The 13142-nt window shown below is 59.9% G+C and carries 19 protein-coding genes and 1 tRNA gene; 8 read left to right on the forward strand and 12 right to left on the reverse strand.

Annotation, left to right across the window (positions count from 1 at the left end):
• Nucleotides 1–3: 3 nt before the first annotated feature.
• From soxB to HY852_RS08260, 6 genes are all read right to left on the reverse strand, one after another.
• Entirely contained in the window at nucleotides 4–1698 is a 1695-nt protein-coding gene (gene soxB, locus HY852_RS08235; RefSeq protein WP_291603941.1) for a thiosulfohydrolase SoxB, read from the reverse strand.
• Nucleotides 1699–1732: 34 nt separating this feature from the next.
• Complete coding sequence (soxA, locus tag HY852_RS08240) at nucleotides 1733–2557, reverse strand: sulfur oxidation c-type cytochrome SoxA (protein ID WP_291603942.1); 825 nt, start codon at nucleotides 2555–2557, stop codon at nucleotides 1733–1735.
• Nucleotides 2558–2586: 29 nt separating this feature from the next.
• The gene (gene soxZ, locus HY852_RS08245) at nucleotides 2587–2913 is read right to left on the reverse strand and encodes a thiosulfate oxidation carrier complex protein SoxZ (RefSeq protein ID WP_291603943.1); all 327 of its coding nucleotides are present in this window, start codon (nucleotides 2911–2913) and stop codon (nucleotides 2587–2589) included.
• A gap of 18 nt (nucleotides 2914–2931) precedes the next feature.
• Entirely contained in the window at nucleotides 2932–3384 is a 453-nt protein-coding gene (gene soxY / locus HY852_RS08250; protein ID WP_291603944.1) for a thiosulfate oxidation carrier protein SoxY, read from the reverse strand.
• A gap of 18 nt (nucleotides 3385–3402) precedes the next feature.
• Entirely contained in the window at nucleotides 3403–3846 is a 444-nt protein-coding gene (gene soxX / locus HY852_RS08255) for a sulfur oxidation c-type cytochrome SoxX (protein WP_291603945.1), read from the reverse strand.
• 140 nt (nucleotides 3847–3986) lie between these two features.
• Complete coding sequence (locus HY852_RS08260) at nucleotides 3987–4532, reverse strand: thioredoxin family protein (protein WP_291603977.1); 546 nt, start codon at nucleotides 4530–4532, stop codon at nucleotides 3987–3989.
• A 123-nt stretch (nucleotides 4533–4655) separates the two neighbouring features.
• Between HY852_RS08260 and HY852_RS08265 the strand changes: the two genes are divergently transcribed.
• Nucleotides 4656–5378 carry a hypothetical protein gene (locus HY852_RS08265; protein ID WP_291603946.1) on the forward strand — a complete coding sequence of 241 codons (723 nt, stop codon included), beginning with the start codon at nucleotides 4656–4658 and terminating at the stop codon, nucleotides 5376–5378.
• A 1-nt stretch (nucleotide 5379) separates the two neighbouring features.
• Here HY852_RS08265 and HY852_RS08270 read toward each other — a convergent pair whose 3' ends face one another.
• Nucleotides 5380–6111, reverse strand: a complete 732-nt coding sequence (locus HY852_RS08270; RefSeq protein WP_291603948.1) for a cytochrome c biogenesis protein CcdA — start codon at nucleotides 6109–6111, stop codon at nucleotides 5380–5382.
• A gap of 77 nt (nucleotides 6112–6188) precedes the next feature.
• Between HY852_RS08270 and HY852_RS08275 the strand changes: the two genes are divergently transcribed.
• From HY852_RS08275 to HY852_RS08285, 3 genes are all read left to right on the forward strand, one after another.
• Nucleotides 6189–6554, forward strand: a complete 366-nt coding sequence (locus HY852_RS08275; protein ID WP_291603949.1) for a thioredoxin — start codon at nucleotides 6189–6191, stop codon at nucleotides 6552–6554.
• A gap of 23 nt (nucleotides 6555–6577) precedes the next feature.
• Nucleotides 6578–6928, forward strand: coding sequence for a helix-turn-helix transcriptional regulator (locus HY852_RS08280; protein WP_291603950.1), 351 nt, complete (start codon nucleotides 6578–6580; stop codon nucleotides 6926–6928).
• Between the two features lie 71 nt (nucleotides 6929–6999).
• The gene (locus HY852_RS08285; protein WP_291603951.1) at nucleotides 7000–8085 is read left to right on the forward strand and encodes a YeeE/YedE family protein; all 1086 of its coding nucleotides are present in this window, start codon (nucleotides 7000–7002) and stop codon (nucleotides 8083–8085) included.
• A gap of 186 nt (nucleotides 8086–8271) precedes the next feature.
• Here HY852_RS08285 and HY852_RS08290 read toward each other — a convergent pair.
• Nucleotides 8272–8360: transfer RNA gene (locus HY852_RS08290), tRNA-Lys, on the reverse strand.
• A 180-nt stretch (nucleotides 8361–8540) separates the two neighbouring features.
• Between HY852_RS08290 and HY852_RS08295 the strand changes: the two genes are divergently transcribed.
• The 4 genes from HY852_RS08295 to HY852_RS08310 all read left to right on the forward strand — a co-directional run bounded on the left by HY852_RS08295 (nucleotide 8541) and on the right by HY852_RS08310 (nucleotide 10615).
• Nucleotides 8541–8807, forward strand: a complete 267-nt coding sequence (locus HY852_RS08295; protein WP_291603952.1) for a hypothetical protein — start codon at nucleotides 8541–8543, stop codon at nucleotides 8805–8807.
• A 356-nt stretch (nucleotides 8808–9163) separates the two neighbouring features.
• Nucleotides 9164–9325 (forward strand): SDR family oxidoreductase, encoded by a 162-nt coding sequence (locus tag HY852_RS08300; RefSeq protein ID WP_291603953.1) that lies wholly within the window; start codon nucleotides 9164–9166, stop codon nucleotides 9323–9325.
• Nucleotides 9326–9379: 54 nt separating this feature from the next.
• On the forward strand, nucleotides 9380–9661 hold the full coding sequence (locus HY852_RS08305; RefSeq protein ID WP_291603954.1) for a hypothetical protein: 282 nt from the start codon (nucleotides 9380–9382) through the stop codon (nucleotides 9659–9661).
• 150 nt (nucleotides 9662–9811) lie between these two features.
• Nucleotides 9812–10615 carry an acyl-CoA dehydrogenase gene (locus tag HY852_RS08310; RefSeq protein WP_291603978.1) on the forward strand — a complete coding sequence of 268 codons (804 nt, stop codon included), beginning with the start codon at nucleotides 9812–9814 and terminating at the stop codon, nucleotides 10613–10615.
• A gap of 231 nt (nucleotides 10616–10846) precedes the next feature.
• On the opposite strand, the gene HY852_RS08315 is transcribed toward HY852_RS08310, so the two are convergent.
• The 4 genes from HY852_RS08315 to HY852_RS08330 all read right to left on the reverse strand — a co-directional run bounded on the left by HY852_RS08315 (nucleotide 10847) and on the right by HY852_RS08330 (nucleotide 12778).
• Complete coding sequence (locus HY852_RS08315) at nucleotides 10847–11563, reverse strand: branched-chain amino acid ABC transporter permease (protein WP_291603956.1); 717 nt, start codon at nucleotides 11561–11563, stop codon at nucleotides 10847–10849.
• Nucleotides 11560–11832, reverse strand: coding sequence for a hypothetical protein (locus HY852_RS08320; RefSeq protein ID WP_291603957.1), 273 nt, complete (start codon nucleotides 11830–11832; stop codon nucleotides 11560–11562). The genes HY852_RS08315 and HY852_RS08320 overlap by 4 nt, the downstream gene beginning before the upstream one ends.
• Nucleotides 11829–12260, reverse strand: coding sequence for a hypothetical protein (locus tag HY852_RS08325; RefSeq protein WP_291603958.1), 432 nt, complete (start codon nucleotides 12258–12260; stop codon nucleotides 11829–11831). Before HY852_RS08325 ends, HY852_RS08320 begins: the two co-directional genes overlap by 4 nt.
• Nucleotides 12261–12655: 395 nt before the next feature.
• Complete coding sequence (locus HY852_RS08330; RefSeq protein ID WP_291603959.1) at nucleotides 12656–12778, reverse strand: hypothetical protein; 123 nt, start codon at nucleotides 12776–12778, stop codon at nucleotides 12656–12658.
• Nucleotides 12779–13142: the final 364 nt, after the last annotated feature.

The following is a 13142-nucleotide window of genomic DNA, read 5'->3' on the forward strand; positions in this document are numbered from 1 at the left end:
ATCTCACGCTCCGGTAACTTTTACCGCTCTGTTGGGTTCGAGACGAACCGTCTTCTGACGCATCAGATAGTTCGAGATGACCTCCCAGATCGGCGGCCCCTCGGTTCCTTCGTTGACGCTGGCCCAGCCCGTAACCTGATATTCCTTGGAAGGATCGATTGGCGCGCCCCTCTTGACCAGCCGCATGTCGGAGATGCGCTGGCCCTGGGGCCTTGCCACGTCGATGGCATAGGAGAGTCCGCCGATCCGCACCATGTCGCCGCCCTGCTGATAATAGGGGTCAACGTTGAAGAGATTATCGGCCACGTCCTCGATGATCTCCTTGAGCCGGGCACCCGTCATCCCGATGCGGTAGACGGCCGGATACGTGATCGCGGTGGCGTTGGTGACATCTTCAAAGGTGATGTCCTCACCCGGCAGCACGCTCGTGCCCCAACGAAAGCCCGGCGATAGTGCGATCTCCGCATCGCGCTCCTGCAGCAGCGCCTGGCAGATCAGGTCGTCGAAGGTTCCGTTGAAATTACCGCGCCGATAAAGCAGCGATTCGGTCTTGCCGAGGACCTTGGAAAGGTCGCTCGCGAACGGCTTTCGCACCTCCGCAATCTTCCCGGCCATCTCCGCGTCGGGTGTGATGACTTCCGAGAACAATGGAATGAGCTTGTAACGGAAGGCCTTAACCTCACCGTCCCGAACGTCGAGATCGAGCCGGGATACGAATTTTCCGGAAGATCCCGACGCGATCAGCAGCGTTTTGCCGACCTTGACCGCCTCCGGCAGGGCGTCATGGGTGTGCCCGGTCAGGATGACGTCGATCCCCTTGACGTGACCGGCCAGCTTGCGGTCGACATCGAATCCATTGTGCGAAAGCAGCACCACGAGCTGCGCGCCACCCTTGCGCGCCTTGTCGACCTGCGCCTGGACGTCTTCTTCGCGCACCCCGAACGACCAATTCGGAATCATCCACCGCGGATTGGCGACCGGCGTGTACGGAAACGCCTGCCCGAGCACCGCGATCTTCACGCCACCGCGTTCGAGCGTGGTCGATGCTTCGAAAGCGGCTTCATTCCACTCCGTGTCGCGGATGTTGAGCCCGAGGAAGGGGAAACCGAGTCCCTCGATCGCCTGCTTGACGCGGTCGGTCCCGTACGTGAACTCCCAGTGACCAGTCATCGCATCGGGCTTCAGCAGAGCCATGCAGTCGATCATGTCCTGGCCACGCGTCTTGAGCGACGACCACGAGCCCTGCCAGGTATCGCCGCCGTCGAGCAGAAGCACCTTGTCGCCGCGCTCCGCGCGGATGGCCTTGATGACGGTGGCGGCCCGATCCAGACCGCCGATCTTGCCATAGGTCTTGGCCAGCGCTTCGAAATCGTCCGAGGTGAGCGCGTATGCAGCAGACGAGCCGGGAGGAATGCCGAAACGCGCGAGGAAATCTTTGCCCGTGATATGCGGCGGCAATCCCTTGGCTTCGCCCACGCCGAGATTGATCGACGGCTCGCGGAAGTGGAGCGGCATCAGCTGACCATGAATGTCCGTGACATGCACGATGGTAACGTTGCCGACCGCCTCGAAAGCCAGCAGCTCCCTCTGGGTCAACCGCTGCTGGGCTACTGCCCTGCCCAACCCGCCAATACCCGTTCCGGTGGCAAGCGCAGCCGTAGCAGCGGCAACCTGAATGAATTCGCGGCGCGAAATCATGCGTTCCGTTTCCTACCTGATCGAAAAAAGCCGTTTAGTTGCGGACCGCAGGGGTCTCCACCGGCAATCCGATGCCGCGCCAGGCCACGTAGAGCTCGAGCGCGAGAAATTCATCCGACAATGGCTTGAACGGTTCGGCACGGACGTCGAACATGCAGCCCTCGAAGCGCTCATGCAGCGGGACCAGCCGCTGGTCACGGAGCCGATAGGTGGGAAACCCGTTGGTCTGCCCCTGGCTCAGGAAATCGGCGCGCATAAATTTGCCGTTGTTCCGCTCGTGGCAGGATTCGCAGGCGAGATCGAGCTGGCCGTACCGGGTATAGTAGATCTGCTTGCCGCGCTCGAACCATTGCAAAATCGGCCCGTCCGTCTTCACGCTGACCGGCATGCCGCGCGACTGATACCGCACGAAGGCGGTCATATCGGTCAACGGCTGGGACCTGAATGCCCAAGGCTCAGCCTTCATCTTCTCGGTGCGGCAAATGTTGATTCGCTGTTCCAGATTGACCGGCTTGTTGAGCTTGTCGTCCCATTTCGGCATGGCCGCGCCGACACCATTCATGCTCTTTTCCGCCTCGCCGTGGCAGCTCATGCACGACTTGCCTTCATTGCCCTCGGCCTTCTTCCAAACATCAGCGGCGCGCTCGACGGCGAGGAAACCAGGATTTTCCAGATCATCGTCCTGCAGCGCACGGGTTTCCTTGGTGCGGAATTCGTAGCCGGAAATGATCGTCTTGAAGACGTGACCGCGGGGCGCGGGAATGCCCTTACGCTCGGCTTCCTGTGCCGATGCGCACACTCCCCCGAGCGCGACTGCGGCGAGGGCGGCGGCAACCAGGCCAACATAGCGATACTGCATTCGCGCTCTCCTTTGACGCTTTGGCCGGCTCAGGCCTTAAGGGCGATTTTCTCCTCGGCCGTGATCACCGAGCCGTCGTCGTCGGTCCAGGCGAACTTGAACGTGCCTGCCTCCTCGATCCTGGCGTTAAATTGGATGTAAGGATTGGCCGAGATTGCCGGCTCCAATGTGCAGGCAAATACGGGCTTGCCGTTGAGCTCGCAGGTGAAGCCGTTGATAATCTTGCGCGGAATGGGCTTTCCCTGCGCGTCCTTGCGCTGGCCCGACTCCATCACGTGCGATACGAGGGTCTTGATCTGGATGATCTCACCCTTTGCGGCTTCCTTCGGAAGCTTGATACGCGGTTTTTCTGCCATGATCCTTCTCTCCCTGCCTCAGCCGCCGCAGCCGCCGATCGTGACTTTCACGGTCTTTCGTTCCGTAAACAGCGACCCATCGCTCATCCTGGCGATCGCGATGACATTCTGGGTTGCCGCAAGGCGAATGCGGATCGATGCCTCCGCCTTGCCGGATAGCGGCGTAAACATGAGCGTCGCAACACCTGAGTTCGGATTGCCGTCGGCCACGATCATTACTTCCTTGACGTAGGAGTCAGCCGTCATCGGACTCTCGACGTTGAGCACCAGCGGGACCGTGTTGCCGTTCTCGGCGATCTCCGGCAAGTCGAGCGCGATCCTGCCTTTCGTCGGCTCCTTGCCACCGGTAAACTTGGCGATCGACTGCGCCGCGTCATTGCTCACTTGGGCATGCGCAGCCATTGGCATCATCGTCAGCGCGACGAAGCCGCCCCCGAGCGCGAACGCTTGCCTTCGATTGATGGCTGTCATCTCAATTCCTCCTGAGCGTCACTTCAAAGTTCCGAGAAAGGCGACGATGTCCTCGACCTGCGCCGCCGAAAGGATCGTCTTGCCGGCGAATTGCGGACGCACGCGATTGAGCCTGTCGTTCTTGTAGAAGGCGGGCATCACGGTTTCCGCAAAGATGCGCTTAGGGTCGGCGACGATGAGACGCAGCTGCGCCTCGCTGTAGCGGCCGGCAACCCCGTCCAGCGAGGGGCCGAACTCGCCATGAAATTCCGCTGATTTCAGGCTGGTCACCTGATGGCAGGCGAGGCAATTCCCGAGCGTGCGCGTGAGAAAAACCTTTTTGCCGACATCAGGATTACCCGGCGCGCCCGTCAATGACTTGGGAAGGGCTCCGTCGACGACTTCCAAGCCGATCGGTTGCTGCGCCGAAGCGCAGGTCGCGGACAGCAAGAATACCAAAGCAGCCGAGCTGAGGCGGCGCATGTTTCCATCCCTTGCGAGGCATCCCTCGCGTTCGTTTCTTGTGTGACGGACTCTGCCTGTCCATCAAATTCACGTATCATGATATTTGCATGTGATTGGCGTAGTCAAGCGGATTCAATGAGCAGCTCCGATTCTCATGACTAGCCTTTAGAGCTCTCTAGGAATTCGCGGAAAGTTCCGCGCTTGTAGCCTTCCTCGCGCACGAACCGAAACATAGCCAGGAAATGCTGCGGCTTCAGGTATCCCGGCGCACGCGCAACCTCACGAGCCATCGGCTCCTTCGATTCAACACCATCGATCGAGACGGGAAAGAACTGAAAAGTGGGTGTGAAACGAATACCGTATTTCTGCGCCAAATCCTTTTCGGTCATCTCCTGTCGGTCGAAGTCGACGACCCTTCGCGAGCCGATCAGGTTGAGTTGCAGCACTTCAAAATTGTCTCGAATATAACGTGTGATCGCTTCATCAGCGAAGTTCACGAGGTGAGTTTCGCGACAGTACGGACAGCCGCGCAACTCCCACATGAGCGCGAGCCGCTTGCGATTCGATGCTGCGTTTTCGAGATCTTCCCGCAGATCGAGAAAGCTCTGCAAAAACCAGGGCTGGTGATAAAGTCCATCGTCGCCAAGTACCGCCTCGGCGCGTGCCGCAGGCCGATCCAGCAGGACAAACAGCGCAGGCGACATCGCCATGAATCTGCGACGGGTAAGTCCGCCTTTCGATGTCAGAAAATGACGCATTCCCCCCGCTTGCAAGTCTGTTCGTTTCGTCCATGATATTCACAAAAGTGAATGTGACAAGGACTTCCGATGTTGCGGCGCATCATCAGCTTGATCATTTGGTTTGGCGCCGCGAGCGTTGGTGTTGCCGCAGAGAGCAACACACCCGCGGATTTTGCGAGCGCCATCAAGCCAATTATGGGTAATCTTCGATCGGCAGTCAGTTATGCAAAGACCGGCAACGTTGCGCTCGCTGAGATGGAGATAAGCGAAGCCGCGACGGCCTGGAGCGAATTGCAGCGGAAATTCTCCGGTGCGCCTCCAGTTCCGTATCAGGCGGCGGCGTTTGACACATTCCTTGCCGCCGGCCGCGAGCGCCTCGCCGCCGCCGATCGCGCGCTTGGCGCCGGAGATGGCGTAACCGCGGGCAGTGAACTGCGGGCCGTGCGCCTAGACTTCCACAAGCTTCGGCGCAGCTCTGGATTATATGACCTCAGCGATTGCATTGCGGAGATCGCCCCAGCCATCGAGGCCTTGCGTGTGGCGGCCGGTCGTTTCAGCGAAGGCGCGGCCCAACACGCTGATGAAACGGTTGCTGCCGCGAGCGTGTTTCGCGATCGCCTGAAACGCTGCAATGATTGGGCAAGCCCCGAGACCTCAACTCAGGCTGAATTCCGCCGCATAATCGATGGCGCGATCGCAAGTTCGGGCGAAATCGCCCGTGCTGCAATCGCTGCCGAACGTCCGCTCGTCCACCGCTACCTGATCGAGCTGCAATCGTATGCCCAGCTTCTCGACTTCCGATTCGGCTAGATCAGCCGATCCTGGTCAGGGCTGGGAAGCGCTCGAGCAGCCACTCCGACAACAACGGCATCGCCCCGGTCAGAAACACAACCCCGGTTGCAACGAGAAACACCCCCATCGCCTTTTCGACCGTTCCAAGGTGCCGGCGTGCACGTCCGAGCGCCGCCATGAAGTGGCCGGTGAACGCCGCCGCGATCAGGAACGGTATGCCCGTCCCCGCTGAATAGGCCAGGAGCAGCAGTGCTCCCTGGCCCGCCGTATCCTCAGAGCCTGCCATCATCAGAACGGCGGCGAGGATCGGGCCCGCACAGGGTGTCCATCCGAAGGCAAAGGCGAGCCCCATCACGAATGAACCCGCAAAGCTCGCAGGCCGGCTTCTCATTTCCAGGGTGGCGCTCCGGTACAGCAGCGGAATCCGTAACACTCCCAGGAAATGCAGACCCATCACTAAGATGAGAGCCCCTGCCAGCATGCCAAGAACCGAAAGGTGCGCAGAGATGAATCGGCCTAGCACCGAGGCGCTCGATCCGAGTGCAACGAAAACCAGAGAAAAGCCGGCCACGAAACACAGAGCCGACATCATGACGCGCCACCGCGGACCGGATTCCTCGGCGGAGAGATCCGTGACCGAAATGCCGGCCATGTAGCACAGGAAAGGAGGTACCAGCGGCAGGATACAGGGAGAGAGAAACGACAGAAGGCCAGCAAGCAATGCGGCTCCAAGCGTAACATCCAAGCTCATCGTTTGCCGCCCCCCTCTTTCACGTATGCGAATTTCATGATATATGAGACTAAGGAAGTCCAGAGGTCAAACCAGTGATGAGCTACGCCAACGCACTGCTCACCGCCGCAACGACGGTCGTGGTGCTGTTGTCTTCTGACGCAGGCTCGACCGCCGAATTGGTGATGTTCGAGCGTGCCGGTTGTACCTGGTGCGCTCGCTTCGACGCGGAGATCGCGCTGATCTACCCCAAGACTGATGAAAGTCGGACCGCGCCGCTGCGTCGCGTCGATCTGGACCGCCCCTTGCCCGCAGATCTCGCCGGCATCGACCCCGGCGTCTTCACCCCAACGTTTGTGGTCGTAGATCAGGGACGCGAGATCGGACGTATCCGGGGCTATCCAGGAGATGCATTCTTTTTCGGACTGCTGGATCGGATCCTGAGGCCATCAGGTCGGTCCTGACTCTGATCTTCGGATTTGAATCAATGCCTCTACCGCAATTGAAAGATATCCAGGCTTCGGCCGAACTAGAACAGATGATCGAGAAGGCGCGCGAAGCCAGCGAGATGCTGAAGGCGCTCTCGCACGAGGCCCGCCTGTTATTACTTTGTGTCCTTGCCGAAGGTGAAAAGTCCGTCACGGAACTCGAGCAATTCCTGGGAGAGCGGCAGTCGACCGTTTCGCAACAGCTCGCCCGCCTGCGCCTTGATGGCCTGGTGACAACCCGGCGCGATGGCAGGGCAATCTACTATAGCCTGGCCAGCGACGACGTTCGCAAAATCCTCACTGCGATATACGACGTATATTGCGAGCCGGTACGGCGTCGCCGGCGCTGAGAAGAATTGCTCTGGATTCCTGATCGGTGCCGGCGCACACTGGCTGGAGCCAACCCAGGAAGTCTGGAGGAATGCTTACAATTTCACAGGTTAGCTTCATTTCCGGCCTGCTCGCCGGAGGCCTGCTCGGAGTGGCCGGACGCGCGGGGCGCTTCTGCACCCTCGCGATGCTGGAGGAGGCCTTCTACGCTTCCAACACTCGGCGGCTCAGGTCCTTTGCATTGGCTGCCACTGTCGCTCTGCTGCTCACTCAGCTGATGGCGGTTCTTGGTCTGGTCGACCTGTCTGCCTCGATCTACCTGTCTCCCTCGATTGGCCTGGGCGGCGCCGTTATCGGGGGATTGATGTTCGGCCTTGGAATGGCGCTGGTCGGCACTTGCGGGTTTGGCACGCTCGTGCGGATCGGTGGGGGCGACCTCCGTGCCTTCGTCGTCTATCTTGTGCTGGGCATATCGGCGCTTGCAGCGATGCGCGGTCTGACCGGCCTGATGCGCCTTACGCTGATCGAACCTTTGTCGTTGTCCTTGCCGGAAGGCACCACACAGAACCTCGACTCGTTGCTCGCGCCCCTGTTCGGCAATCATGCACGCGCAGTCGTGGTCAGCTTTGTTGCGATCGCCCTCCTCACCTGGTCGCTCGCTGATGGACAGCTTATGCGTTCACCACGTTGGCTTCTCGGTGGCCTCGCCGCCGGAGTTGCCGTTGCCTTCGGCTGGTTTGCGACGGGATGGCTCGGACGCGACGATTTTGCTCCTGACCGAGTCGCGTCCCTGAGCTTTGTCGCTCCACTTGGGAACAGCATTCTCTACGTTGCGACCTTCTCGGGCAGCAGGGCCGATTTCGGCATCGGCTCGGTTGCAGGCGTCGTGCTTGGTTCTTTCATTGCCGCCCTTTCCGCGCGAGGCTTCCGTTGGGAGGCATGCGATGACGCCCGAGAACTGAAGCGTCACATGGTCGGGGGCGTTCTGATGGGTACCGGCGGCATCATGTCCATGGGATGCACCATCGGCCAAGGACTATCCGCCTTCTCCACGCTTGCAATCTCTGCCCCGATAACAATGGTTGCGATCGCCTGCGGAGCGCGAGTTGGACTCGAGTTTACGATGACCGGCGAATGGTGGCCGGCGATCCGCAGGCTTTTCGGTGTATCTCCTTGAACACACGTTCGCGGCTAACTGGCGGAGTGGCGTCGCAACTCGCGCTTGAGGGCGCCGAAGACGCCGCGTTTCTGGCCGGAGATGCGATACCGGGGCGTCGTGACGTTGGGTCGCTAACCACCATTTGAAAAACCGCTTTAGTTCGGCTCTCTCAAGCGGTGCGTATCTCTAAGTGCTTGATCGATTTGGTGGGCGCACCAGGGCTCGAACCTGGGACCCGCTGATTAAGAGGCAGCCACGGGTCAAGAATAATCAATGACTTGCCAGTTGCACCCTTGGGCTTATCCGGCCGAAAATGGGTATCCGTCGCACGATCACAGTCCGATGCAATTCTCCCAATGAGTGCTTGGGCGCCACAGCAGTATCCAGTTCAACGTTACTGGCATGCCGGCAGGACCCCCGCCAGTGTACGCAGCTCTAGTTGGAAGGCGCAGGGTTTGTCTTGGGAAGTTGGGGTGGCGGGTCTTGAGGATTTTGCCGACAAGCTGCTCACGCAACTCGAGAAGGACCTCGGCCTCACGAAGAAGATCGGGCTGGAATGCCTGATCGAGGAAGTCGAGGGCATGATGAACATAGAGCGCATCGCCGCCTCTACCACGCGTCTCGAAGCGCTGATCTTCGGCATGGGGATTATTCGGCCAGCCAGGGCGTGCAGATCCAGTCGATCGGATCCAGTGACGGCTATCCGGGTGACATCTGGCACTACCAACGGCACCGGCTGATCATCGCGTGCAAGTCCAACGGAATAGACCCTACTGACGGTCCCTACGCCGACATCAGAAATCCGAACGGCTATCGCGAGGAAGCGCGGCGCGCGATGATCCTGGGCTGCGTCGGCAAATGGGCGATCCACCCCTCACAGGTGGAGATCGCACAGGAGGTGTTCTCACCCACTCCCGGCGAGGTGACTCGCGCCAGGGCGATGCCTCGATCCGGATCCTCAACGACATCGTGGAGCGCGCCGATAGGATCGGCATGTAGCCACGTGCAAGAACGTGCATGAGCCGCCGGAACAGAACCAGACAGCGTGGCCAGAAAGGGAAAGATGACGCGTGCACTGGAAGGATAGGTGGCGATCGTGACCAGCTCTCAGACCTACGAGACCGTCAAGCAGACAATCCCTGTCCGGCGATTCGGCCGCGTCGACGATATCGCGGAAGCGGTTCTCTATCTGTGCACCACGGGAGAGTTCGTGAACGGTCAGGAATCCCACCTCAACGGTGGCGAGTTCATGTTTTGACAATCCCGCATCTGCCGTGCGATGCACGGATCGTTGACACGGGGGAAATTGCGGATGGGTGGTGTAGCGTTTGAACTGCCTTCGGACGTTGCGGATGTACGCGATGGCGTGTTGCGCTTCGTTGAAGCGCAAGTCGTTCCGCGGATCGAACGGAACCGCGCGCTGCTCGAAGACCAACGGCGTCTATATGATGAAAACGGACGCTACTCGTCTGAAGTACGAAAGCTGATTCGAGACATCAGGATGCTTTCGGCTCACGCGGGCTTTTATACGATGTGCGCACCGGCCGAAATCGGCGGAGGCAACCTCGGACATCTCACGTACTACGTGGCGTGAGAGGCAATATATCGCCGGCTCGGTGCACGGGGCGTCATCATTCCATGGGTGATTGCGCATTGGGCATTTGGTCCCAGCCGATTGCTGACGCAGGTCACCGCTGAAGCCCGGGAGCGATGTCTTGCGGGAATGATGACTGGCGAAACATCGATGTGCTTCGGTCTTTCTGAGCCGGGAGCCGGCTCGGACGCGAGCATGATCAAGACCCGCGCCGTCAAATCTTCCACTGGCTGGAAACTCTCCGGCCGCAAGCTCTGGACAACGAATGCTCCCACCGCGGAATGGTGCATCGTCTTCGCCATTACCGACGCTGAGAAGGCGGCGCGCAAGGCCGGGGGCATCAGTGCATTTCTTGTTCCGACCGATGCGCCAGGATTCTGTGTAGACAGCGTCGTTCGGTTGTTTGGCCACGCCGGTGGTCACGAGGGGGCGCTCGTGCTCGAGGACGTCGACGTTCAGCCTTGGCAGCTGGTAGGAGAACTCGACCAGGGATTCAAGATAGCACTCTATGGGGTATCTCTTGGCCGGATCTACAATGCGGCGCGAGCAGTCGGACAGGGACGATGGGCACTGGAGATGGCGGTCAACTATTCGAAGCAACGAGAGGCGTTCGGCGCCAAGATCGCTGAATACCAAGGGGTTTCATTTCCATTGGCCGAGGCGGCGACGGAACTTCATGCTGCGCATCTGATGGGACTTAATGCTGCGATGCTGCTCGACCGCGGCGACAAGGCGCTAAAAGAGCTTTCGATGGCTAAAGCGTATTCGGTCCAAGCCGGATTTCGCGCAGTAGATCGCGCAATACAAACGCATGGCGGCATGGGGCTTACCAATGAGCTTGGCCTCGTTCATGCATGGCAGGACCTTCGGATCGTGAACATAGCCGACGGCACAAACGAAATATTGACCCGGATGATTACCCAGCGATTGCTAGCAGGCGATCTTGACCTGTGATCTGAGACAATCAGGCTTCTTTCATGCCGTCCGCTGGTTTGCCGCTGAAAGTCTCAACTCGCATCGAAAGCCTAGCAGTCCGGCCCTCTAAGCAGGCCGACGGCCCCGTCCGCGCCACGTCGAACGCGATCGGCCATGGCATGAAACGTCAACCGCGTCTGCCGCGCCATTCTCTCGTAGCTCTCAGATAGAAGAGCCTCCATCCACGCTCGCGTGCTCGGCTCACGCCTTTCACTTTCGACTTGCTCGCCGGCCGGACCAGACACCCTCGAATAGTGGCAATAGGCCGCGTGGCGTGCCGAGAATGACTACGATCACGACCACGCCGTAAATGAAATAGTGCAGTCCTGGCAGCATACCACCCAGTTTGCCACGCAATACTTCCCCGAGCGGCACCAGAAGCAGCGCGCCAAGCGCGGGCCCGTATGCGCGGCCGAGTCCACCGACTGTCGCGAACAGCACAATTTCGATCGTGATAACCGGCGACGCCAGCAGATATGGATCGGCGAACGTCAAATACCGCACGTAGGCGGTCCCGATCATCGACGTGAGAACTGCCGAGATGACCATCGCGGTCGCCTTGTGACGCAGAACGTTGACGCCGATTGCCTGCGCGGCCTTCTCATTATCCCGGATCGTACGCAGATAGTAACCAAGCGGCGAGTTGAGAATTGCGACGTTCACCAGAACCGTGAACGTTGCAAGTCCGAGCATGACCCAGAAAGCGCCGCGGCCGCCGCCGAATTGAAACGCCAGCACGTCGCCGGTATCGCGCGGCAGCAACAAGCCTGAGGCACCGCCGAGAAAATCCCAGCCCTCGACCACAATGCCCGCCATCTCCGCGAAAGCCAGGGTGATCAGCACGAACGAGAGATGGCCAAGCTGGAAGCGAAAATCAATCCACGCGATTATCGCGCCAAGAATGCCCGAAATCATGGCCGAGATCACCAGACCCCCGACATATTGATACCGAGCTTCGCCAGCAGCGCAGTGGAAAGCATAGCACCGGTCCCGATGAACAGGCTGTGCGCCAGCGAAATCTGTCCACCCATGCCGCCGACGATATTCCACGCTGAAGCGAGCGCAACATAGACGAGCGCGATCGTCAGGATATGGACGTGATAGCTGGTCAGCGCGAGCGGCGTGAGGGCGCTCACCGCGAGGATGCCCCACAGCCACGGGGACGCCAGCGTCTGGTAAAACTCTTCTCTGATCACGATGCCCTCCAGGTGAGGCCCATGGCGTTCTGCTGACCGGTGACGAGGTCCATTTTGCCGGTGAGGCTCGGCACCCAGAAGCTGTGGATCACGTCGGCCGATTCCAATTCTACGTTGACGGACCGGCCGACTGGCACACGGATCTCGTTGGCCGTGACGAAGCTGAGATGCGGACTGTCGGCCTCGTAGCGGACTTCCCACCACCATTGGTGGCCGATGATCTTCAGGGTCAGCGGGTTGGCTCCCTTGGCGAACACGGTGCGTTGCCCGGCATAGCTGATAATCGAGAGCGCAAGCACGAACACGGTGGTCGCGACGCCAAGGCCGAGGACGATGCGACCTGCGCGGTCTTCAAAGGGCTGATGCAGGTCGAGCGGTTGCCCGGGCGCTCGCTTTTGGCGCAACAGCGCTACGACCAGAACGGTCACGACGGCGAGCCAAACCACAGCAGACACAGCGAGGAAGGCAAGGAAAATCTGCAGTATCGCTTCGGATTGGTAAGCATGAGTATCGAGCGCAGACTGCGATCCCGCGCATGCAGCGAGTGGCAAACTCCCAGCCAGCATGAGACCAGATCGTTGCCAATGATACATCCAAACACCGGTGAGGTTCAGCTCTCGTTCGGAACATCACGGCGGTTCAAAGGTTCCTAGCGGAATTCCGCACCAGGGAGGACTGAACTCGGAGTTCCTCGGCAGGCGCGTCCGCTGGCCGCCGATCCGCAGCAAAACAAAGGGGCGGCATGGTGGAGGTGATGGCGCGCGGCAACGGCTCCCGCCTTGAGCAAGATCCGCTTGAGCATTCTTTGATAAGGGGCAGCCAATCAAAACGGCCAACCCTTGGTGGCAACCGCGATGGCGGCGTCGCCCAAAGCCATGAGTAGTAGCACCAGTACAGTGGCTAATACGGCGCCCGGTTGAGCGAGCACGAGCAAGTCATCAAGCATGTCGGCCTCTGACAGAAAGACTGACAGGTCTTAACTGTGCTCGCGCTGGACAGGTTCCAGGACTGACTTGCCTACTCTGGCGTGAGGAGGTCGGCCGGTTCGCGCGGTATCGGCGAGCAAAGAGCCAATCACTTCGTCGGGAGTTACTTGGGCAAGTCGCTGGCGGCGCGACGATTGGATCGGCACGCAGCCTGACCGGCCGGTGCTTGTCCCTCCGTTTGCTGCTTGTTATCGACACGCTTGTGTCGAAGCTGCCGAACGCGACCGAGCTTTACCTCAGTTCCGTACCGCTTGATGATCCAGTGCGGTTCCTTTCGCGTAGCCCCTAAAACAACGGCCTAATGCGGAGTACCTGCAGCGATCG

The organism is Bradyrhizobium sp., assembly GCF_016213215.1.
Lineage (GTDB): Bacteria > Pseudomonadota > Alphaproteobacteria > Rhizobiales > Xanthobacteraceae > Bradyrhizobium.